This is a genomic window from Thermocatellispora tengchongensis, assembly GCF_014202315.1.
Classification (GTDB): Bacteria; Actinomycetota; Actinomycetes; order Streptosporangiales; family Streptosporangiaceae; genus Thermocatellispora; species Thermocatellispora tengchongensis.
Genome location: NZ_JACHGN010000010.1, coordinates 286,934 through 306,411 on the forward strand (window position 1 = coordinate 286,934; position 19,478 = coordinate 306,411).

17 protein-coding genes are annotated in these 19,478 nt (G+C 74.2%); 3 read left to right on the plus strand and 14 right to left on the minus strand.

Going from position 1 to position 19,478, the window contains the following annotated elements:
- Nucleotides 1-57: 57 nt before the first annotated feature.
- Both HNP84_RS24405 and HNP84_RS24410 read left to right on the plus strand, forming a co-directional pair.
- Nucleotides 58-1,980 carry a Xaa-Pro dipeptidyl-peptidase gene (locus HNP84_RS24405; protein WP_312925618.1) on the plus strand — a complete coding sequence of 641 codons (1,923 nt, stop codon included), beginning with the start codon at nucleotides 58-60 and terminating at the stop codon, nucleotides 1,978-1,980.
- 117 nt (nucleotides 1,981-2,097) lie between these two features.
- Nucleotides 2,098-3,111: a LacI family DNA-binding transcriptional regulator gene (locus HNP84_RS24410; protein WP_185052200.1), complete on the plus strand. Its 1,014-nt coding sequence runs from the start codon at nucleotides 2,098-2,100 to the stop codon at nucleotides 3,109-3,111.
- Between the two features lie 37 nt (nucleotides 3,112-3,148).
- On the opposite strand, the gene HNP84_RS24415 is transcribed toward HNP84_RS24410, so the two are convergent.
- Nucleotides 3,149-6,655 carry an AAA family ATPase gene (locus HNP84_RS24415; RefSeq protein WP_185052201.1) on the minus strand — a complete coding sequence of 1,169 codons (3,507 nt, stop codon included), beginning with the start codon at nucleotides 6,653-6,655 and terminating at the stop codon, nucleotides 3,149-3,151.
- 109 nt (nucleotides 6,656-6,764) lie between these two features.
- On the opposite strand from HNP84_RS24415, the gene HNP84_RS24420 reads away from it, so the two are divergent.
- The gene (locus HNP84_RS24420) at nucleotides 6,765-6,974 is read left to right on the plus strand and encodes a hypothetical protein (protein WP_185052202.1); all 210 of its coding nucleotides are present in this window, start codon (nucleotides 6,765-6,767) and stop codon (nucleotides 6,972-6,974) included.
- A 720-nt stretch (nucleotides 6,975-7,694) separates the two neighbouring features.
- On the opposite strand, the gene HNP84_RS24425 is transcribed toward HNP84_RS24420, so the two are convergent.
- From HNP84_RS24425 to HNP84_RS24485, 13 genes are all read right to left on the minus strand, one after another.
- Nucleotides 7,695-8,069: a hypothetical protein gene (locus HNP84_RS24425; RefSeq protein ID WP_185052203.1), complete on the minus strand. Its 375-nt coding sequence runs from the start codon at nucleotides 8,067-8,069 to the stop codon at nucleotides 7,695-7,697.
- A 57-nt stretch (nucleotides 8,070-8,126) separates the two neighbouring features.
- A complete protein-coding gene (locus HNP84_RS24430; protein WP_185052204.1) occupies nucleotides 8,127-9,317 on the minus strand; it encodes a helix-turn-helix domain-containing protein in 1,191 nt (396 codons plus the stop codon).
- A 265-nt stretch (nucleotides 9,318-9,582) separates the two neighbouring features.
- A complete protein-coding gene (locus HNP84_RS24435) occupies nucleotides 9,583-10,047 on the minus strand; it encodes a tetratricopeptide repeat protein (RefSeq protein WP_185052205.1) in 465 nt (154 codons plus the stop codon).
- A gap of 107 nt (nucleotides 10,048-10,154) precedes the next feature.
- Nucleotides 10,155-10,568 (minus strand): MarR family winged helix-turn-helix transcriptional regulator, encoded by a 414-nt coding sequence (locus HNP84_RS24440; RefSeq protein ID WP_185052206.1) that lies wholly within the window; start codon nucleotides 10,566-10,568, stop codon nucleotides 10,155-10,157.
- Nucleotides 10,565-12,007 (minus strand): MFS transporter, encoded by a 1,443-nt coding sequence (locus tag HNP84_RS24445; protein ID WP_185052207.1) that lies wholly within the window; start codon nucleotides 12,005-12,007, stop codon nucleotides 10,565-10,567. Before HNP84_RS24445 ends, HNP84_RS24440 begins: the two co-directional genes overlap by 4 nt.
- A gap of 308 nt (nucleotides 12,008-12,315) precedes the next feature.
- Entirely contained in the window at nucleotides 12,316-13,416 is a 1,101-nt protein-coding gene (locus tag HNP84_RS24450; protein WP_185052208.1) for a Gfo/Idh/MocA family protein, read from the minus strand.
- The gene (locus tag HNP84_RS24455) at nucleotides 13,413-14,174 is read right to left on the minus strand and encodes a sugar phosphate isomerase/epimerase family protein (protein WP_185052209.1); all 762 of its coding nucleotides are present in this window, start codon (nucleotides 14,172-14,174) and stop codon (nucleotides 13,413-13,415) included. The genes HNP84_RS24450 and HNP84_RS24455 overlap by 4 nt, the downstream gene beginning before the upstream one ends.
- Before the next feature lie 44 nt (nucleotides 14,175-14,218).
- On the minus strand, nucleotides 14,219-14,971 hold the full coding sequence (locus tag HNP84_RS24460) for a FadR/GntR family transcriptional regulator (protein WP_185052210.1): 753 nt from the start codon (nucleotides 14,969-14,971) through the stop codon (nucleotides 14,219-14,221).
- Between the two features lie 62 nt (nucleotides 14,972-15,033).
- Nucleotides 15,034-16,248, minus strand: coding sequence for a four-carbon acid sugar kinase family protein (locus HNP84_RS24465; RefSeq protein WP_185052211.1), 1,215 nt, complete (start codon nucleotides 16,246-16,248; stop codon nucleotides 15,034-15,036).
- The gene (locus HNP84_RS24470; protein ID WP_185052212.1) at nucleotides 16,245-16,667 is read right to left on the minus strand and encodes a VOC family protein; all 423 of its coding nucleotides are present in this window, start codon (nucleotides 16,665-16,667) and stop codon (nucleotides 16,245-16,247) included. The genes HNP84_RS24465 and HNP84_RS24470 overlap by 4 nt, the downstream gene beginning before the upstream one ends.
- Nucleotides 16,660-17,439 carry an HpcH/HpaI aldolase family protein gene (locus tag HNP84_RS24475; protein WP_185052213.1) on the minus strand — a complete coding sequence of 260 codons (780 nt, stop codon included), beginning with the start codon at nucleotides 17,437-17,439 and terminating at the stop codon, nucleotides 16,660-16,662. Before HNP84_RS24475 ends, HNP84_RS24470 begins: the two co-directional genes overlap by 8 nt.
- The gene (locus HNP84_RS24480; RefSeq protein ID WP_185052214.1) at nucleotides 17,436-18,470 is read right to left on the minus strand and encodes a 2-hydroxyacid dehydrogenase; all 1,035 of its coding nucleotides are present in this window, start codon (nucleotides 18,468-18,470) and stop codon (nucleotides 17,436-17,438) included. The genes HNP84_RS24475 and HNP84_RS24480 overlap by 4 nt, the downstream gene beginning before the upstream one ends.
- Nucleotides 18,463-19,467 carry an aldo/keto reductase gene (locus HNP84_RS24485; RefSeq protein ID WP_185052215.1) on the minus strand — a complete coding sequence of 335 codons (1,005 nt, stop codon included), beginning with the start codon at nucleotides 19,465-19,467 and terminating at the stop codon, nucleotides 18,463-18,465. Before HNP84_RS24485 ends, HNP84_RS24480 begins: the two co-directional genes overlap by 8 nt.
- Between the last annotated feature and the right edge of the window lie 11 nt (nucleotides 19,468-19,478).

A 19,478-nucleotide genomic window follows, 5' to 3' on the forward strand; every position in this document is an offset into this window, starting at 1 on the left:
ACATGAGACAGTGCGCACGCTGGATCTCATCCGTCACATCCGCATCGGAGGAGCCGCGTGCCCAAGTCGCTGCGCAGCGGGGTGGCCACCACCCTGCCGGCGGCCCTCGTCCTCGTCATGGCGGTGACCCCGCCGGCGCGGGCGCAGGCCGGACCCGGCATCACCGTCGAGCAGGGGCGCACCCAGCCGGTGTTCTCCTACGCCGACGCCGTCAGGGAGCACGTCTACGTCGAGTCGGCCATCGACAGCGACGGCGACGGCCGCAACGACCGGGTGCGGGTGGACATCATCCGCCCCAGGGAGTCGGGACCGGGCCTCAAGGTGCCCGCGATCATCGACGAGAGCCCGTACTACGACAACTCCGGCCGGGGCAACGAGTCGGAGCGGAAGGTCTACGACGCGGCCGGGAACGTCTCCAGGTTCCCGCTGTTCTACGACAACTACTTCGTGCCGCGCGGCTACGCGGTGCTCAACGTGGACATGATCGGCACCACCCGGTCCGAGGGCTGCCCCGCCACCGGCGGCGCGGCCGACGTGCTGGGCGGCAAGGCCGTGATCGACTGGCTCAACGGGCGGGCCACGGCGTACGGGCCGGACGGCGCGCCGGTGGCCGCGACCTGGGCCACCGGCAAGGCCGCCATGATCGGCAAATCGTACGACGGCACGCTGGCCAACGCCGTGGCCGCCACCGGGGTGCGCGGGCTGGAGACGATCGTGCCGATCTCGGCGATCAGCTCGTGGTACCGCTACTCGCGCGCCAACGGCCTGGTCTACAACTACGACTACTCCTCCTGGCTGGCCGACTACGTGGACACCGACCCGCCGGCCAAGTGCGCGGCCGTCCGGGCCCGGATGGACGCCGAGGACGGCGACGACACCGGCGACTACAACGCCTTCTGGGCCGAGCGCGACTACCTGGCGGGCGCCATCGCGAACGTGCGCAACGTACGGGCCAGCGTCTTCGCCGTGCACACGGTCAACGACCTGAACGTCAAGCCCGACCACTTCTCCACCTGGTGGCGGGCGCTGGCCGAGCGCGGCGTGCCCCGCAAGGTGTGGGTGGGCCAGTACCACCACGTGGACCCCTTCGACTTCCGCCGCGAGGTGTGGGTGGACACGCTGCACCGGTGGTTCGACCACTGGCTGCTCGGCGTCCGGAACGGCATCATGCGCGAGCCCCGCGCCGACGTGCAGACCGGCCCGGACACCTGGATCACCCAGCGCGACTGGCCCGCGCCGGCGGTGAACCTGCCGCTGCGTCCCGACGCCGACGGCTCGCTCGGCCTGGTCCCCGCCCGCAGGGGCGCGACCGCGACGTTCACCGACGTCCGGCAGTCGGAGGACGCCATGGTGGCCGACGCCGGCGTGCCCCGCGCCGACCGGGCCGCGTTCGTCACCGGCGAGCTTCCGGTGGACCTGCGCCTGTCCGGCACCCCGGAGGTGGACCTGCGCCTGGCCCTGGACAAGCCGACCGCGAACCTGACCGCGCTCCTGGTGGACTTCGGCGAGTCGGAGCGGGTGGACTGGCGCGTCGGGCAGGGCATCACCACCCTGGCCGAGGAGGACTGCCACGGCGAGTCCTCCGCCACCGACGACGCCTGCTACCGCAAGACGGTCACCAACGTCGCCACCCGGCCGCTGGAGATCGTCGCCCGGGGCTGGCTCGACGCGCAGAACCGCGACTCCCTCAGCGCGCCCAGCCCGATGCCGATCGGCGAGTACGCCCGGGTGCGCTGGGAGACCCTGCCCCAGGACTACACCTTCAAGAAGGGCCACCGCCTGGCCCTGATCCTGGCCGGCACCGACGCCACGTACACCGGCGAGGCCGCCACCGGCGCCACGGTCACGGTGGACCTGAGCAGGAGCAAGATCACCATCCCGCTGGCCGTCACCCCGCCCGGCTTCGCGCTGAACAAGCGCGGCGGCTGGCAGGGCCCGCCCAGGATCACCCTGCCGACCCCGGAGGCCAGGCTCCACTGATCCCCGCCGACCCCGGGGGCGCGGGCGCAAGGGGCCTCGCGTCCGCGCTCCCGGTCACCTGTAAGCAGGGCGTAAGAAAGCGCAACGGCTTGCGGAGATCCGCGTATAGTTTGCGGTATGACGCGGCGGCTTGCAGAGGTGGCGAAGAAGGTCGGGGTCTCCGAGGCGACGGTGAGCCGGGTGCTCAACGGCAAGCCCGGGGTCTCCGAGGCGACCCGCGAGGCGGTGCTGACCGCGCTGGACGTCCTGGGCTACGAGCGGCCGACCCAGCTCCGCGGTGACCGGGCCCGGCTGGTCGGCCTGGTGCTGCCCGAGCTGGGCAACCCGATATTCCCCGCGTTCGCCGAGGTCGTGGGCGGCGCGCTGGCGCAGCAGGGGTTCACCTCGGTGCTGTGCACGCGCACCGTGGGCGGGGTCTCCGAGGCCGACTACGTCGAGCTGCTGCTGGCCCAGCAGGTCTCCGGCGTGGTGTTCGCCGGCGGCCTGTACGCCCAGGCCGACGCCTCGCACGCCCACTACGAGCGGCTGCGCGAGCGCGGCCTGCCGACGGTGCTGGTGAACGCGGCCGTCGAGGCGCTCGGCTTCCCCCAGGTCTCCTGCGACGACGCCGTGGCCGCCGAGATGGCCCTGGGGCACCTCGTCGCGCTCGGCCACGAGCGGATCGGCATGGTGCTCGGGCCGTCCGACCACGTGCCGTCGGCCCGCAAGCTGGAGGCGTTCTCGGCCCGCGCCCGCGCCCTGGGCGTCACCCTGGAGGACGCGCTGGTCGAGCGGACCATGTTCTCGCTGGAGGGCGGCCACGCCGCCGCCACCCGCCTGGTGCGCCGCGGCGCCACCGGCATCGTGTGCGCCAGCGACCTGCTCGCCCTGGGCGCGATCCGGGCCGCCCGCCGCGCCGGCATGAGCGTGCCCGCCGACGTCTCGGTGATCGGCTTCGACGACTCGGCGCTGATGAACTGCACCGATCCGCCGCTGACCACCGTCCGCCAGCCCATCGACGCCATGGGCCGCGCGGCCGTCGAGCTGCTGGTGGCGCAGATCGACAAGGCCGTCGTCCCGGCCGACGAGCTGCTGTTCGAGCCCGAGCTGGTGGTGCGCGCCTCCACCGCGCCGGCCCGCCGGCCCGGGTAGAGCGTCCTGCAACCGCTTGCGCGCGGTTGTCGAATTATTACGGCACTGTAGTCAGGAGCGCGCGGGCCTCCCCGGCGAGCCGGGCCATGCCCAGGTTCTCCGCGCTCGACAGCGCCCGGCGCAGCAGCCCGCCGGCCTCGGCCCCGTCGCCGTGGGCCGAGCGCGCGAGCAGCGCCCGCGCCTGGTCCACCCGCAGCCGGGCGAGCTGCGCCGGGGCCGCCCCCACGATCTTGACCGACTTGCCGAACAGCCGCAGCGCCTCATCCGGCTCCCCGGCCTGCAGCGCCAGCGTGCCGGTGAACCGGGCCGCCGGGCCCATCAGCACCGCGGGCCAGCCCGCCAGCACCACGCCGTCCTCGTGCGGGGCCAGCAGCCCCCGCAGCCGGGCCCCGACCCGGGCCAGGTCGATGCCGTCGGCCTTCACCCGGTCCAGGATCGCCACCGACTCCGCCAGCACCGACAGCGTCGCCACCGTCCACCCGTACGGCGGCAGCGCCGCGAAGTCGTCGGTGTCCTCCACCAGGGCGGCCAGCCGGTCCACCGCGTCGCCGTGCCGCCCGGTCTCGCAGCAGGCCAGCACCAGCCCGGCCCGCCAGATCGGGAAGTACGCGTGCCGCTCCACCGCCTCCACCGCGCCGGACGCGAACAGCTCCTCCAGGCGGCCCTGCTCGCGCAGCAGCCAGTAGTACTGCCCCATCCAGGTCTGGCGCAGCGTGTCGGCGGGCACCGCCATGCCGGCCTCGAACTTCTCCACCTCGCGCAGCGCGTCGCCCATGATCCGCTCCTCGGCGGCGGCGAAGCGGCCCAGCCACAGGTCCAGCAGCGTGTCCAGCGCGTTCTGCAGCCACACGCCCAGCGGGCGCGGGTTCTGCGCGATGTGCGCCCGGTGCTTCTCCACCGTGGCCACGGCGCTGTTGATCCGGCCGAGCCGCACCAGGTCGATGGCCAGCGCGACCAGGGCCTCGCTGCGGAAGTACGCCGAGCGGGCCTGGATCGCCGCGTCGTGGAGCTGCTCGGCGATCTCCAGCAGCTCCTGCGGCGGAGCGTCGTCGTACAACGCCCAGCGGCAGTGGTTGAGCACCTCGCACCGCACCGCCGGGGAGAACTCCGAGCGCAGCTCGCGCAGCGTGAGCCGGGCCAGGTCGGCCCCCGAGTGGCGCTCGCCGCCGCTCTCGGCGGTGTCGCGGCTGACCGCCATCGTGGACTTCTGCGCCAGATGCGCGCTGAGCTGCAGCCGCAGCGCGACGGCCTCCTCGCCGTCGTCGCCGGCCAGGGCGTCCAGGCTGCTGCGCAGCACGTGCAGGAGCTGGTGGTCCACCTGGCCGGGATCGGACCAGCGGCGCGCGAGCTGGATCGCGGCGGCGGCGCGGAAACGCGGCAGGCCGGCCGCCGCCTCGTAGGCGCGCATGTAGTGCTCGCCCGCCGCGCTCATCTCGCCGGCGTCGTTGGTCGCGTCGCCCAGCGTGATCAGCAGGCCGACCCGGGTCTCGGCGTCGCAGCGCAGCCGCAGCCCGTCCTCGGCCCAGCCGATGGCGGCCTTGGTGCCGAAGCCGCGCTGCTCGGCCCGCGCGGCCTCCAGGCAGGCCCGCGCCACCACCGTCTCGGGCAGCTCGGCCCCGGCCGCCCGCGCGTGCCGGGCCACCCGCACCGGCAGCGCCGGATCCACCCAGTCGGACGAGCGCAGCTCGGCGTCCAGCACCTCGAAGGCGCCCTGGTGCAGCCTCCTGGCCAGCGCGGGCCGCTCGGCCAGGTCGGCCAGCACCTTCTCGCGCCAGGCGTCGTGCCGGAACCGTACGCCGTCGCCGGCCTCGACCGCGCGGGCGGCCACCGCCGCCCCCTGCAGCCGGTCGGCCTCCTCGGTGCCGATGCCCAGCACCCGCGCCACCAACGCGGTGTCGATGTCCTGGCCGGTGCTGGTGATCGCGGCGGCGGCCAGCCAGGGCAGCAGCCAGTCGGGCTGCTCCGCGGCGACCGGGCCGGCCGGGACGGTCAGCGTGCCGTCCGACTCGGTGACCTCGCACAGCGTCAGCGGCAGCCCGCCCGTGCCGGAGTGCACCTCCGACACCTCCCGCTCGGTCGGCTCCCGGCGCCACACCTGCTCCAGCCACTGCCCGACCTCCGCGGTGTCGAGCGGGGCGAGCGTGAGCGCCTGGCCGGTGCCGCCGCCCGCCTCCGGCTCGGCGCCGGGCAGCCCCGCCAGCACGAACCCGACCGGCAGGTCGCCCAGCCCGGCGCGTACGTCGTTGAGCAGGTCGCGGGCCAGCGGGCTGAGCAGGTGGGCGTCGTCGAAGACCACGACCAGCCCGCCGCCCTTGGCCGCCTGCCGCAGCAGCGTGCGGAACAGCGAGGCCAGCCGCCGCGGGTCGCGCTCGCGCCCCGGCCGGGCCAGCGAGCCGTCATCGGCGGCGGAGACGAAGTCGACCAGCGTACGCTCCTCGGCCGGGCTCAGCGGGCTGATCCCGTTGGCGACGTCACGCCGCGACTGCGCCCACAGCGCGCCGATGAGCACCCGCCACGGCTGCAGGTCGCCCAGCTTCTGGCAGGTCACCACGGCCACGCCCACCCGCCGCGCGGTCGCGACCCGGCCCAGCTCCTCCACCAGCCGGGTCTTGCCGACCCCGGCCACGCCCCGGACCGTCAGCGCGGCCGGAGCGCCGTCGGCCACCCGCCCGACCAGCGCCTCCACGGCCGCCAGCTCGCGGCGGCGGCCCACCGTCACCGCCGGGCTGCCCCGGCCCGGCCGCGCCACGGGACGGCTCAGCGAGCGGTGCACGTCGAAGCCGTGGTCGTGCAGGACCAGCAGGTCGAACGCCCGCTTGACCAGGTCGTCGTACCCGGTCGCGGCCCGCCGGGCCCCGATCGCGGCCTCGGCGGCGGCCGGGCCCTCATCGCGCAGCGTGAGCAGGAACCGCATCAGCCACACGGCCTCGCCGTCCTCGTGGCCGTCGGCCACAGCCCCTTCCCGGAGGAAGGACGCCACGTCGTACGCCCCGAGCCGCAGCGCGATCTGCGCCGTCCCGCGCACCAGCTCCGCCCGCTGCCGCTCCAGGCTCTCCGCGAACCGGTCGCACACCCACGGCAGCGCCAGGCCGCGCCCCGAGAACGGCGCCCCGCGCCAGTCGGCCGCCGCCCGGCGAAAGGCCGCGACCGCCCGCTCCGGCTCGCCCGCCGCCACCGCCTCCCGGCCCTCCCGCATGCGCGCCTCGAACCGGTAGGCGTCCACCGTCTCGGTCAGGTCGCCGCCGTCCTGCCCGCGCAGCAGGTACTCCCCGGCCTCCTTCGCCGAGGTCAGCGCGAGCCCCGCCGCGGCGAGCTTCTTGCGCAACCGCGAGATCACCGGCGAGAGCCGGTCGTTGTCGCTGCGCACGTCGTCGTCGAGCACCCAGGAGATCAGCGCGTCACGGCGCACCGGATGCCGCCCCGAGGCCACCAGGACCGCGAGCACCTTCGCCTCCTGCGGCGGGAAGCGCTGGGGCTCTCCGGCGACGACGACGTCAACGCCGCCCAGCACCCGGATCTCGACGTCGGTCACGTGCACCGCCATGCAGCTCGACGAAACATGCGTCACCCCGGCCCCCGCAAGGTCGCTGCAAGGATATCCCTCCACATTGGTGATCTACCGCTGGTCCGCCCGCACGAGGTGAGGAGTGACCGTGCTGAGCACCGACGACATCATCCGCGCGGTCGAGCTGCGGCGGCAGCAGGACGCGGACTACCGTCGCGAGCTGGCCCGCGCGGTGCGGCAGAAGGACGAGTACGAGCTGGAACGCCTGATCAAGCTGGCAGTGCTACGCGTACTCGGCCTGGCGACCGACGTGACCTTCGAAGTGATGAGAGAGGTCTCCCGCCGCCTGCGCGCCTGATCCCAGGAGCGGCCGAACCCGGAGCGGGCGAACCGGAGCGGGCGGAAAGGTCCTCCGGCGCTTCGCGCGCCCGGCGCTTCGCGCAAGCCGGGCAGTGCCCATCGGGGGGCACAGCCCCCCAAACCCCCGGTCACGAGGGGCAAGCCCCTCGTGGCTCCCCGCTGTCGCCCACCCGACCCCCGCGATCGCCCGCCCTTTCTTGACCGCCCAACAGAACCGGGAGTCGGCGGCCGGGGAGGAACGAGATGCGGCGCACCGGGCGGCAAGGGAGAGCAGCGGATGCCGGTCAGGCAGGGACGCGCCATAAGCCAGGGTTCGGCCAGCACCTCACCCAGACCGTGACGAGCCGACCGCTTGCCAGCCCGCTCGCTGCCCGGCCGCCGCGGCGGTGGGGCTGCTGCGGCGACCAGGGTTCAGACACCGGCGGCCATCCGCCTGGCGGTGCGGTCCTCCGCGCGCAGTTCCAGCACCAGTTCCACAGCGCCCGCCCGGCCGATGACCGGCCGCAGTCCCGCGTCCCGATGGCGTGGGGGAAGCGGGTCGCGGCGTACCGCCCACCATGCCGGGCCAGGCGTGATGATCCAGTCCGGCCAGGTGACCGAGATGAGGTGCAGGTACAGGGCCTCTTGGCAGGTCAGCGGCGCACGATGGGACCGAGGTGGCGAGGGCGCTGCGGCCCGGGCCCCGCGGCGGTGACGGGCCGGGCCGCCGGGCCGCGCCTCACCAGGCATCGGGGCTGCCGCCGTCTGTGCCGCCGGACCTGGTCTCACCGGGTATCGGGGCCTCGCCGTTCGCTCGGGTGCGCCGCTCCCACACGGTGGGCCCGTAGGTGTAGGTGGCACCCCCGGACGGGTCGGGCCAGGCCTTCCGGATCAGGGCGGTCGCGCCAGAGGGCATGCCGGCGAGCGTGTCAGAGGTGAACTCGACTGCTTCGGCCTGGTCACGGGTCACGCCGGAGATCGTCCGGCCGCGTCCGTCGTGGACGTCGCACACGAACAGGCCCGGGTCGTCCAACCTGGGCATGTGGACCCTGACGTCTCGATGCCGGCCGGCCGTCGTGTGAACCTCCCACCCCGTGGTCACGTTCTGTCGCATGGCGCACAACGTAGGGTGAGGCGGTGGATAGGGGTTTCCGTTCGGAAACCCAGGTGCTCAGATCAGGTTCATCCGCCAGGCGAGGCCGCGCAGGTCGCGCCCGCCGGTGCGTCGGAGCATGTCGGCGACGAGTTCGCGGGTCAGCGCGTTGCTGTGGGTCTGGGCCGGGGAGAGCCGTTCGGCCTGGCGCAGCTCGCGTACGGCGTCGGCGTCTCGGCCGAGCATGGCGTGGGCTCGCGCCTTCTCGATCCGGAGGGCGGCCCGCCGGTTGTCGGAGGCCAGGGCGCGCGGGTCGACCTGCTCGGCGTAGCGGAGCGCCTGACCCGGTTCGCCTGCCTCGACGGCGAGGGAGGTCCGCCACACGCCGACGTTGGCCACGCCGAACAGCTCGAAGGCGTTGGGATCGTCTCCCAAGGGCGCGGCGAGCCGGGCCGCCTCGCGGGCCTGGTCGGCCGCCCCCCCGTGGTCGCCTTCGATCTCCCGGGCCAGGGCGGCGCTCAGGCGCAGCATGCCGTGCACCTGGTGGGCGAACGGGTCGTCGCCGATGTGCCGCTCGACCTCGTCGGCGACCTTCGGGGCGGTCATCAACGGCCTGGGCTTGTTCACCGAGCTGCGCGCGTGTGCTCGGCCGTACGCGGCGGCCCCCCGCCAGATGGGATCGCCGAGGAGGTCGGCGGCCTGCTGGGCGCGTTCGCCGCTGATGAAGGCGAGATTCGTCTCGCCGAGGTGGCGCAGGGTGCACGTCCCATCCGAGCCGCAGGCCAGTACGAGCAGCTTCAGCGCCTCGCTGCGCGCCGGCTCGGCGCCGGTGGCGGCGTGGACGCACAGTTCGCCGATCACGCCGGGGAGGAGCCGGAGCACGGTGTCGTAGTCGGCGCGGCGCAGCGCGGTGTCGGCATCGGTGAGGTCGGCGCGCAGCGAATCGACGGGCCGGGCGTGTACGTCGAGCGGGTCGGTGGGAGAGGCGTCCATGAGGACGCGCTGGAGGGGCACGAGGTTGTAGCGGCGGCGTTCGAAGCGGACTTCGGGGGCGGGGCCGCCGAGCAGGTGGTCGGCGGAGACCTGGAGGGCTTCGGCGAGGGCGGCGATGTCGGACCGCCGTTCGAGCCGCGCCCTACCGTTCTCGATCTTGCTGAGCCAGCCCTTCGACCGGCCCACGAGCCCGGCCAGCGCGTCCAGGCTTACCCCCCTCGCCCGGCGCGTCGCCCGCACGTTCTCCCCTATGCGCCGCGCCCGCTCGTCGGACATGGCTCTGCCCTCCTGGGGTCTCGTCACCGTCAGGGTATGGCGCAGACCTTGCGCGTGCCATCGAATCATCTGGCCGGGGGCGAAGACACGCGCAGCACGCCGCCGGACGCGTGCACGCCTGCGAGCCGACCCGGGACGCCCCCGGTCTGCGCGGCATGCTGTGCTCGTGCCATGGGCTGGACGCTCCGGCTGGACCCGTTCCGGCCGCTGATCGGCCGGATGCTGCGGGCGGACTTGTACGCGCCGCCCAAGCCCGGGCTCGCGGTCAGGTGGTGTCACCCAACTGTTCGGCCAGCCGCTCCAGGCCACCCCTGATGAGCCGCCCGTACTCGTCGTCGCCGAGTGCGCCGATCTCGGCCCGCGCCCGTTGGAGGTGCTCGCGGGCGCGGTCGAGATCGCCCAGCTTGCGATAGCACTCGCTCAGGTTGAGGTGCAACGACGGATACAGGCCGGCCACCGAGAGCGTCACCCCGGCTTGGGCCACCCGCTCATCGGTGATCAGATCAGCGGCGGCGAGTGCTCGCAGATCCCACATCAGCTCCTGGTGGACGTCGTCTTGCACGTCGGCCATCGAGTGGGCGAGGACGCAGACATGCAGCGGGTCGCCTTGCTCGCCGCCGATGTCGTCCCAGATCTGGGCGAACAGGTCGCGTGCTGCTTCACGCCGGCCCTGGTGGTGATGCAACTCCACTGCCTGGCCGATCCGGGTCAACGTCGGGTCGGTGGTCATGAGCGGCTCCTTCACCGTCGCGGGCGACCGCGGTCAGCCTACTCGCCTGACGGGGCTTGACGACCTTCACGTTGTTGACCAGGGACGACCCCGGATGGCGGTGCTCGTCAGCCGCTCAGCAGCCTGGCCACGATGCGGTCCAGGGTGTCCAGGTCCTCCGGGGGGAGGGACAGCAGGGGCGGGGGTGGGGCGCTGAGGATGGAGTCGGCCCTGGCGGCGGCTTCGGTGCCCTCGGGGGTGACGCGGACGATGCGGCTGCGGCGGTCCTCCGGGTGGACCTCGCGCCTGGCCAGGCCGCGGCGTACCAGGTCGTCCACGACCAGGGTCGCGTACGGGGCGTCGATGAGCAGGTCGGCCGCCAGTTCGCGCATCGTCTTGGGGGAGGCGGCCAGGCTGCGCAGCGCCTTGACGCGGATGAAGCTCATGCCGAGCGCGTCGCAGACCTCGCGGCGGCGCTCGTGCCGTTCCAGGACCAGCGACCGCAGCCCCCGCCACACCCGCTCGGCTCGCTCCTCGCTCATCGCACCCCGGCCTTCGCCTCGTCGCGCTCGAAGATCTCCGCGACCCGGGACGCCGTGCGCCGGGCCCACCGGCCGCTCGTCAGCAGGCCGACGGAGAGGATCACCACGCCGCAACCGGAGAGTATCCACCAGCCCGCGCGGGCGGCGTCGGTGAAGCCGGCCCCGAGCGAGCCGGTCAGGCTGGAGGCCACCACCGAGCCGGCGATGGCCACGCCCAGCGACTGCCCGATCTGGCGGCTGGTCGATGCCACCCCGGCCGCGACGCCCGCCTGGGCGCGGGGCATGCCGGAGACGGCGGTGTTGGTGATCGGGGTGTTCACCACGCCGAAGCCGAGGCCGAACACCGCGTAGATCGCGAGCAGCGCGGGCAGCGGGGTGGCGGGGGTGACGAAGCTCAGCATCGCGCAGGCCGCGGTGTAGGCGACGCCCGCGATGAGCAGCGACGGCCGGGTGCCGCGCGCGGCCACCAGGCGTCCGGACAGGGGGCCGGTGACCAGGGCCGTCAGCGCCATCGGCAGCGTGCACAGGCCCGCCTGGAGCGGGGAGAGCCCGCGTGCGGTCTGCAGGTAGACGGTGTTCAGGAACAGGAAGCCGCCCAGTGCCGCGAACGCGCTCACCGCGATGGCCGCCGCCCCCGAGAAGGGCGCGCTGCGGAAGAAGCGCAGGTCGAGCAGGGGCTCGTCGCGGCGCGGCTCGTACAGGACCAGGCCGATCAGGCTGAGCGCGGCGACGGCGAAGCAGCCGACGATCAGCGGTGAGCCCCAGCCCGCGTTCGGGCCTTCGATGATGCCGGTGGTGAGCGCGGCGAGCAGCACCGCGACCAGCAGTTGCCCGCCCGGGTCGATCCTGCGCGGGCGCGGCGCCCGGGATTCGGGCACGAACACTGCGGTCAGCACGATGGCCGCGATCCCGATCGGCACGTTGATCCAGAAGATCGCCCGCCACCCGACCGGCTCCACCAGCAGCCCGCCGATCAGGGGGCCGAGCGCCATGCTCAGCCCGGCGACCCCGCCCCAGACCCCGATCGCCCGCGCCCGCTCCCTGGGCTCGGTGAACGTGTTGGTGATGATCGACATCGCCACCGGGTTCAGCATCGACCCGCCGACGGCCTGCACCATCCGGAACACCACCAGCCAGGTCACGCTGGGCGCCACACTGCACAGCAGCGACCCGGCCGAGAAGATCACCAGCCCGGTCTGGAAGGTCCGCCGCCTGCCGATCCGGTCGGCGGTGGAGCCCGACAGCATCAGCAGCGAGGCCAGGACCAGGGTGTAGGCGTCGATCGTCCACTGCATGCCCGACAGCGGCGCGTCGAGGTCGCGCGCGATGGCCGGCAGCGCCACGTTGATGATCGTGTTGTCCAGCGCGACGATGAACAGGCTCGTGCAACAGATCGCCAGCACCAGGACCCGCCGCCGCCGTCCCACCAGATCCCCCATTTGCTTATATTTCTACAAATACCTCCCCACTGTACGCCCCCACTTGCCGGACTCCGGAGGGCGAGGGCCGGGGGCGGGGGTGAGGGGCGAAGGCCGGGTCCTTGGGCGGAGGCTGACGGGGGGAGGGGTGTGTCCGCATACGGGAGGCGGGGGCGGGAGGCGTCGCGGGCGCGCGGGTTCCGGTGCCTGCCCTATTCCGTTTTCCGGAGCAGGCGTGGTTGCGCGGACACGCCCCCCACGCCGGGGCGGTGGTGTGCGCAGGCCCCCGCGTTTTCTGGATTTCCGCGGGGGTCTGCGTCGGGATGGGGTCAGAGGGTGGGGGTGTCGGGGGTCCAGTCGTCCGGGAGGAGGGGTGGGGGAGTCAGGTCGGTTTGGACGGGGAGGAAGGTGGAGGTGGTGGCGGAGTCGGTGATGGCGGTCATGACCGTCAGGACGTGCTGGGCCAGGGTGCCGGAGGCCCGGTGGGGGGTGCCAGCGCGGAGGTTGCGGGCCATGTCCAGGACGCCCAGGCCGCGGCCGGCGGTGGGGCCTGTGACCGGGAGGGGGTGCCACTCGGTGTCGCCGGGGTGGCGGACGCGCAGGGGGCCGGTGAAGGTGTTGGGGTCGGGGAGGGCGAGTACGCCCTCGGTGCCGATGATCTCGATGGCGTGCCGGGGGAGCGCGGAGTCGAAGCTGAAGGTGGCCGCGACGCCGGCGCCGGAGGCGAGGTCGAGCAGGGCGGTGACGTGGGTGGGGACCTCGACCTCGAAGGACGTGCCCGCCTTGGGGCCCGAGCCGATGACGCGGCGGTCGCGGGCGCGGCGGGCGGTGGCGGCGACCCGGGAGACCGGGCCGAGCAGGGCGGTTATCGCGGTGAGGTAGTAGGGGCCCAGGTCGAACAGGGGGCCGCCGCCGCGCTGGTAGAGGAACTCGGGGCTGGGGTGCCAGCCCTCGGGGCCGGGGCCCTGGGTGATCGCGCTCACCGCGACGGGCGTGCCGATGACGCCCTGCTGTAGCGCGCGGCCCGCCGACTGCAGGCCGGCGCCCAGGAACGTGTCGGGGGCGTTGCCGACGCGCAGGCCGCGCGAGGCGGCCTCCGCCAGGACCTTCTCGCCTTCGGCCGGGTCCAGGGCCAGGGGCTTCTCGCCGTAGACGTGCTTGCCCGCCTGGAGCGCGGCCGTGGCCACGGCGGCGTGCGCGGCCGGGATCGTGAGGTTGAGCACGATCTCCACCTCGGGCGTGGCCAGCAGCGACGCCACGTCGGGCGCCGCCGGGACGCCGTGCTCGGCGGCCACGGCCGCCGCGCGCTCGGGGTCCAGGTCGGCCACGCCCACGACGCGCACGTCGGGGAAGGCGGTGAGGTTGCGCAGGTACTGGGCGCTGATGACGCCGGTGCCGACGACGCCGACGCCCACGGGGCCGCCGCTCATGCGGTGAGCCGGGCTTCCGGCAGCGACGACAGGTACTCCTTGCTGGCGGCCAGGGCCTCGAAGACGTCCCCGGCGCAGGTGTCCAGCTCGACGATCCGGTGCGCGTCGGGGGCGGCGGCCAGGACGGCGGGGACGGGCATCTTGCCGGCGCCGACGGCCGTGTGCGGCTCGCCCTTCTCGATCGGGCCGTCCTTGACGTGCAGGGCCCGTACGCGCCCGCCCAGCCGGTCCAGCAGGGCCGGCACGTCGGCGCCGCCCACGGCGGCCCAGTAGGTGTCCACTTCCAGGAACACCTCCGGCGGGAGCAGGCCGGCCAGGACCTCCAGCGCGTGCGTGCCCTCGACCTCGGGCTCGATCTCCCACCAGTGGTTGTGGTAGCCGATCTTCATCCCGTACGGCGCCGCGCGGCCGGCGAGCTCGGCGAGCAGGTCGGCGACGCGGGACAGGCCGTCGCGGGTGGTGAACTCCTCGTGCGGGATGCCACCGGGGATGACCACCAGTCCGGCCCCGATGGCGGCGATGGCGTCGAACACCTCGGCGGGGTCGCGGTCGCGGTCCAGCAGTGCGTACGCGTGCGTGATCGGCGCGGTGAGCCCGAGGTCGTCGGTGAGGCGCCGGAACCCCTGCGGGTCGGTCAGCGGGTCGAACGGCTCCACGGCGCCGTAGCCGATCTCGGCGATCCGGCGCAGCGTGTGATCCCTGTCGGTGGCGAGCTGGTCCCTCACGGTGTAGAGCTGAACGCTCAGCGGCAACGGCATGATTCACACCGTACGGGTAGATCGTCCGGTTTTGCAGTATCCGATCAGTCGTCTTTCAGTGATCGCTGCAGCCGCGCCCCGGCGCCGTCCATGTGGGCGCGCATGGCCGCCGCCGCGTCGGCGGGGGAGTGGCGCTCCACCGCCTCCAGCACGGCGGCGTGCTCGGCGATCGTGGTCTCGGTCTCGCCCGCCTCGTGGATGGCCCGCCTGATCCAGACCCGCAGCAGCGAGCGGATGCTGCCCAGGATGTCGTTGAGCACCGAGTTGTCCGCCGCCTGGGCCAGTGCCAGGTGGAAGGCCACGTCGGCCTCCACGAAGGCGACGCTGTCGGCCGCCGACCTCATGTCCTCCAGGTGGTGGCGCAGCTCGGCGATCACCTCCTCGCCCGCGCGCTCGGCGGCCAGCTCGGCGATGACGATCTCGATGTGCCTGCGGGCCTCGATCAGGTCGAGCACCTGGGGCTGGCCCAGCATCAGCCCCCACTCGATCGCGCTGGGCAGCAGGCTGGACGTGCTCTGCTTCAGGTACGTCCCGTCGCCCTGCCGCACGTCGATGATGCCGAGCACGTCCAGCGCCTTGAGCGCCTCGCGGATCGTGGAGCGGCCCACCCCCAGGCTCTCGGAGAGCTGCCGCTCGGAGGGCAGCCGGGTGCCGGGGGCGAGGTGCCCCGACAGGAGCTGCGAGAGCAACTGGCGGGCGATGTCCACCACCGCGCTCTCGCGCTGGGGGGCGGCCAGCGAGATGGAGGCGGTCCCGGACCTGCCGGGGCGCCGGGCGGCGCCTGCCGACTCTGCCACTGCGTCATCCTTTCTGCGAGGCCCGGCGGGCCTGGCGACGAGTCTGCGAGGCCCGGCGGGCCTCAGACGAGCCCGAAGGCGTGTGCGACGTCCACGAGCGTGCGCGGGCCGCCGATGTTGCCGGGCACGACGGCGTACGGGATCGCGGTCCCGGCGCCGGAGCGCGCCCGCCACACCGCCACGCCGGGCAGTAGCGGTCCCAGCACCTCCGCACTCTGCGCGCCGAGGCCGTCGCGTGCCACTTGCGCGGAGGTGATGCCCCCCTTGGCGATCACGGCGCCGAGCCGGCCGGCGACCCCGGCCACCGCGCCGCACAGCGCGCGCATCACCCGCGCGCCGTGCTGAAGGCTACCGTGCTCGGCGCGGCGCACCCGCTCGGTGGCCAGGATCGCGATCCCTCCGTGATCGAGGTCGCGGTCCAGCAGGGCGGCGAGGCGTTCGCCCTCGGCGCCGGGGCCGGTCTGCGCGGCCTCCGCCGACAGCGTACGCACCGGCGCGCCGGTGCGGGCGGCGACCTCGGCGAGCTGGCGCCCGGACGCCTCGGTGTGCGAGCCGCACACGATCAGCGCCGGGCCCGGCGCGCTCATGTCGCCGGTGAGCAGGCCCGTGGCCAGGCGGTCCGCCCGGATCGCGGCCAGCGGGGCCGCGCAGCGCAGCACCACGCGCGCGCCGCCGCGCCGGGCCAGGTCGAGCCCGGCCGAGATCGTACGCAGGTCGTCGTCGCTCTCGGCGTCGGGCACCACGACCGTCGCCGGCGCCGCCTCGCCCAGGACGTCCGCGAGCGCGCCCAGCCGGGCCAGCGGGACCGAGACCGCCTCGCGCCCGCCCACCTCGCGCACCCACTCCACCATGGTCCTGGCGGTGTAGCCGAAGACCGGGTCGGCGGCGAACTCGGTGTCGGCGGCCACCAGGCGGCGGCCGTCCACGTCCACGTAGTGCACCCCGCCCACCGTGGTGCGCCCGCCCGCCGGGAACGCGGGGGCGAACAGCAGCACGCCCTCCCGCGCCCCGAACGCGTCGGACTCGGCGAACACGTGCCCGCGCAGCGTGGAGTCGCCGCGCAGGACGTACTCGGCCTCGCCGTGCCGGGCGCGGATCTCGCCCAGCAGGGCGACGGCCTCGGGCTCGGCCATGGCCCGGGTGTTGGTCAGCACGTAGTACGGCCCGTCGCCGGGCGGCGGCGGGGCCAGCGGGTCCAGCAGGACGGTCACGCCGGCGGCGGCCTGGGTGCCGGTCGGGTCGTCGTCCAGGACGACCACCCTCGGGCCGAGCCTCATCGGATGGGGTCTTTCTCCGTCAGTTCCACGCGCACGCCGTTCGGCTCCTGGAGCAGGAAGCAGGCGCGGCGGCCCCGCCCGCCCATGAAGATCCGGGCGTCGGCCTCGCCGGGCAGCGCGGCCAGCACCTCCTCGATGCGCGGCACGTTGAAGCAGACGTGGTGCAGGCCCTCGCCGTGCTCGCGCATGAACCGGGCGACCGGCCCCTCGCGCAGCGGCTGCACGAGCTGGATCATGACGTTGCCGCCGTCGAGGTAGGCCAGCCGCACGCCCGGCTCCTCGGCCTCCTCGTCGCCGATCAGGGTCAGGCCGAGCCGCTCGGTGTAGAAGGTCATCGCCTTGTCGGCGTCGTGCACCGCGATGGCGACGTGGTCCACGTGATCGACCAGCCGCCCCCGGGCGCCGGCGAGGTCAGCCAAGGCCGCGTACCTCGCTCAGCCCCGACCGCAGCGCGGCCTGGTAGACCCACAGGTCGCCGCCGTAGGCCAGGATCGAGAACCCCCGCTTGATCAGCATCTCCGCCTCGGGCACGCCGCCGGCCATGAACCCGGCCGCCTTGCCGTGCGCCCGCGCGGCCTCGGCCACCCGGTCCAGCGCGGCCAGGTAGTCAGGGTGGTCGAACCTGCCCGGTATCCCCATGCTGTTGGTCAGGTCGAAGTGGCCGACCCACAGCACGTCCACGCCGTCCACGGCCGCGATCTCCTCGACGTCCGCGAGGCCCCCGGCCGTCTCGATCTGAGTGATCACCAGCGTGTTGGCGTTCGTCTCGCGCATGTAGGCGACGTTGTCGCCGGCCGCGTAGTCGTCGTGCGCGACGCCGAAGGCCGCCCCGCGCACGCCGTCGGGAGGGTACTTCGCCCAGCGCACGATCTGCTCCGCCTGCGCCGCGGACTCCACCATCGGGACCATGATCCCGCGGGCCCCGGTGTCCAGGGCCCGGGAGACCGCGCTGCGCTCGGCGACCGGGATGCGGATGTACGGCTCCGCGCCCGTGGGCCGGGTGGTCGCGACCAGCGAGGCCAGCGTCTCCCACCCCCATCCGGTGTGCTCGGCGTCGTAGATCACGAACTGGGCGCCGGCGCCCGCCGCGAGCCTGCCGATGCCCAGCGTGGCGAACTCGAACACGAACGTGCCGAGCACGAGTTCGCCCGCGCCGAGGGCCTGCTTGATGGGCGTGCTGGAAGTGGTCAATGCGCGGCCTTTCTCATCGATCGGAACCTGGGGTGGTCCAGGGCGGCGGGGTTGACGGGGTGGGCGGGCGCGCGCCCGGCGGCCACGTCGAGCACGGCCGCGATCGCGCTGCGCCCGTTGCCGAGCGCCAGCTCGTCGGTCCAGGCGATGGCGTGCGGCGCGAGCAGGACGTTGTCCAGCGCGAGCAGCGGGTCGGCCGGGTCGGGCGGCTCGGTCTCGAACACGTCCAGCGCCGCGCCCGCGATGGCCCGCTCCGCCAGCGCGGCGGTCAGCGCCTTCTGGTCCACGATCGGTCCGCGCGCCACGTTCACCAGGTACGCGGCCGGCTTCATGCGGGCGATCCGGACGGCGTCCAGCAGGTGGTGCGTCTCGGGGGTGAGCGCGCAGGTGACCACCACGAAGTCCGACTCGGCGAGCAGGGTGTCCAGGTCCACCAGCCCGACGCCGGCGGCGGTGGCCGCGGCGGCGTCGGCGTACGGGTCGGCGGCGAGCTGCCGCATGCCCAGCGGCGCGCACAGCCGGGTGACCTCGCGGCCGATGTTGCCCCAGCCGACCAGGCCCAGCGTCTTGCCCGCCGGGCCCACGCCCATGTGGTCCAGCTTGTCGTGCCAGCGGCCGGTGCGGACCAGGGCGTCCTTCTGCCGTACCTTGTGCGCCACGGCGAGCAGCATGGTCAGCGCCGAGACCGCGACCGGGCCGCGTACGCCGTCGGGGGTGATGGTCACCACGACGCCGGCCTCGGTGCACGCGGCGACGTCCACGTTGTCGTAGCCGACGCCGAACCTGGCCACCAGGCGCAGCCGGTCGGCCCCGCGCAGGGTCTCCGCGGTGACCCGGGGCAGCAGCACCAGCAGCGCGTCATAGCCGGCCACCGCCCCGGGCGGGATCTCGCCGGTGCCGGCGTCGGGCAGGAAGTCCCACTCGACCCCCTCGGCCTCGTCGAGCGCGGCCAGGCCGATGTCACCCCAGCCGATGCGCCCTTCGGCGTTCAGGAAGTCGCGCGTCAGCCCGACGCGGAAGGGCTCACCCATGGGCGGATCTCCGTTTCGCGATCATCTGGTCGGCGGTCTTGGGGTAGGACTCGATCGCGGTCAGCGCGGCGAGCTGGGCCGGTTCGAGCCGGAGCCCGGCCGCGGGCAGCGCGTCCAGCAGCTCCGCCACGCTCTCGGGGCCGATGATTGCCGAGGCGACCGTCGGGCGGGACAGCACCCAGGCCAGCGCGAGGTGCGCGGGCGGCAGGCCCCACTCGGCGGCGTGGGACCGCAGCGCGGCGGCCACGCCGAGCTGCGGCGCGGTGAAGCCGCCGCCGCCCCAGCGGCGCTCGCCGCTGTACTCCTTGGCGGGGCCGGCCAGCAGGCCGCCGCCGAGCGGGCTGAAGGCGGTCAGCGACAGGCCGAAGCGGCGGCAGGCGGGGATCAGCTCCTGCTCGGGGGTGCGGTCGAAGAGGTTGTAGCGCGTCTGCACCGCGACCGGGGCGTGCAGGCGGCGCTCGGCGCAGATCCACAGCGCGTGGGTGACCTGCCAGGCCGGGTACGTGGACAGCGCCGCGTACCTGACCTTGCCCTGCCTGATCATGTCGTCGAACGCGGCCAGGGTCTGGTCCAGCGGCGTGTCCGGGTCGGGGTGGTGGGCGTGGAAGAGGTCCACGTGGTCGGTGCCGAGGCGGCGCAGGCTCCGGTCGAGCTGGGCCATCAGGTGCCGCCGCGACAGCCCGCGGTCGTTGGGGCCCGGCCCGACCGGCTCCATCGCCTTGGTGGACAGCACCACCTGCTCGCGCCGTCCGCGCAGCGCCCGGCCCAGGATCTCCTCGGCCGACTCGCGCTCGTGGTGCGGCGGCACGCCGGGCCGGTCGAAGTGCGGCAGGTCGCCGTAGGAGTCGGCGGTGTCCACGAAGTTGACGCCGTGGTCGAGCGCCGCGTGCACCAGCTTCACGGCCTCGGCGGGCTCGGGCGCCACGCCGAACAGGGAGGTGCCCAGGCACAGCCGGGACACCCGGACCCCGCTCGGGCCCAGCAGCGCGTACTCCATGAGCAGCGACG

Bases quoted from the DNA above. Each gene is read 5' to 3' on its own strand.
- HNP84_RS24425 (WP_185052203.1), bottom strand. From the start codon at position 8,069: ATGCGACAGAACGTGACCACGGGGTGGGAGGTTCACACGACGGCCGGC.
- HNP84_RS24480 (WP_185052214.1), bottom strand. From the start codon at position 18,470: ATGGGTGAGCCCTTCCGCGTCGGGCTGACGCGCGACTTCCTGAACGCC.
- HNP84_RS24435 (WP_185052205.1), bottom strand. From the start codon at position 10,047: ATGACCACCGACCCGACGTTGACCCGGATCGGCCAGGCAGTGGAGTTG.
- HNP84_RS24455 (WP_185052209.1), bottom strand. From the start codon at position 14,174: ATGCCGTTGCCGCTGAGCGTTCAGCTCTACACCGTGAGGGACCAGCTC.
- HNP84_RS24445 (WP_185052207.1), bottom strand. From the start codon at position 12,007: ATGGGGGATCTGGTGGGACGGCGGCGGCGGGTCCTGGTGCTGGCGATC.
- HNP84_RS24430 (WP_185052204.1), bottom strand. From the start codon at position 9,317: ATGTCCGACGAGCGGGCGCGGCGCATAGGGGAGAACGTGCGGGCGACG.
- HNP84_RS24410 (WP_185052200.1), top strand. From the start codon at position 2,098: ATGACGCGGCGGCTTGCAGAGGTGGCGAAGAAGGTCGGGGTCTCCGAG.
- HNP84_RS24450 (WP_185052208.1), bottom strand. From the start codon at position 13,416: ATGAGCGGCGGCCCCGTGGGCGTCGGCGTCGTCGGCACCGGCGTCATC.
- HNP84_RS24465 (WP_185052211.1), bottom strand. From the start codon at position 16,248: ATGAGGCTCGGCCCGAGGGTGGTCGTCCTGGACGACGACCCGACCGGC.
- HNP84_RS24485 (WP_185052215.1), bottom strand. From the start codon at position 19,467: ATGGAGTACGCGCTGCTGGGCCCGAGCGGGGTCCGGGTGTCCCGGCTG.
- HNP84_RS24415 (WP_185052201.1), bottom strand. From the start codon at position 6,655: ATGGCGGTGCACGTGACCGACGTCGAGATCCGGGTGCTGGGCGGCGTT.
- HNP84_RS24440 (WP_185052206.1), bottom strand. From the start codon at position 10,568: ATGAGCGAGGAGCGAGCCGAGCGGGTGTGGCGGGGGCTGCGGTCGCTG.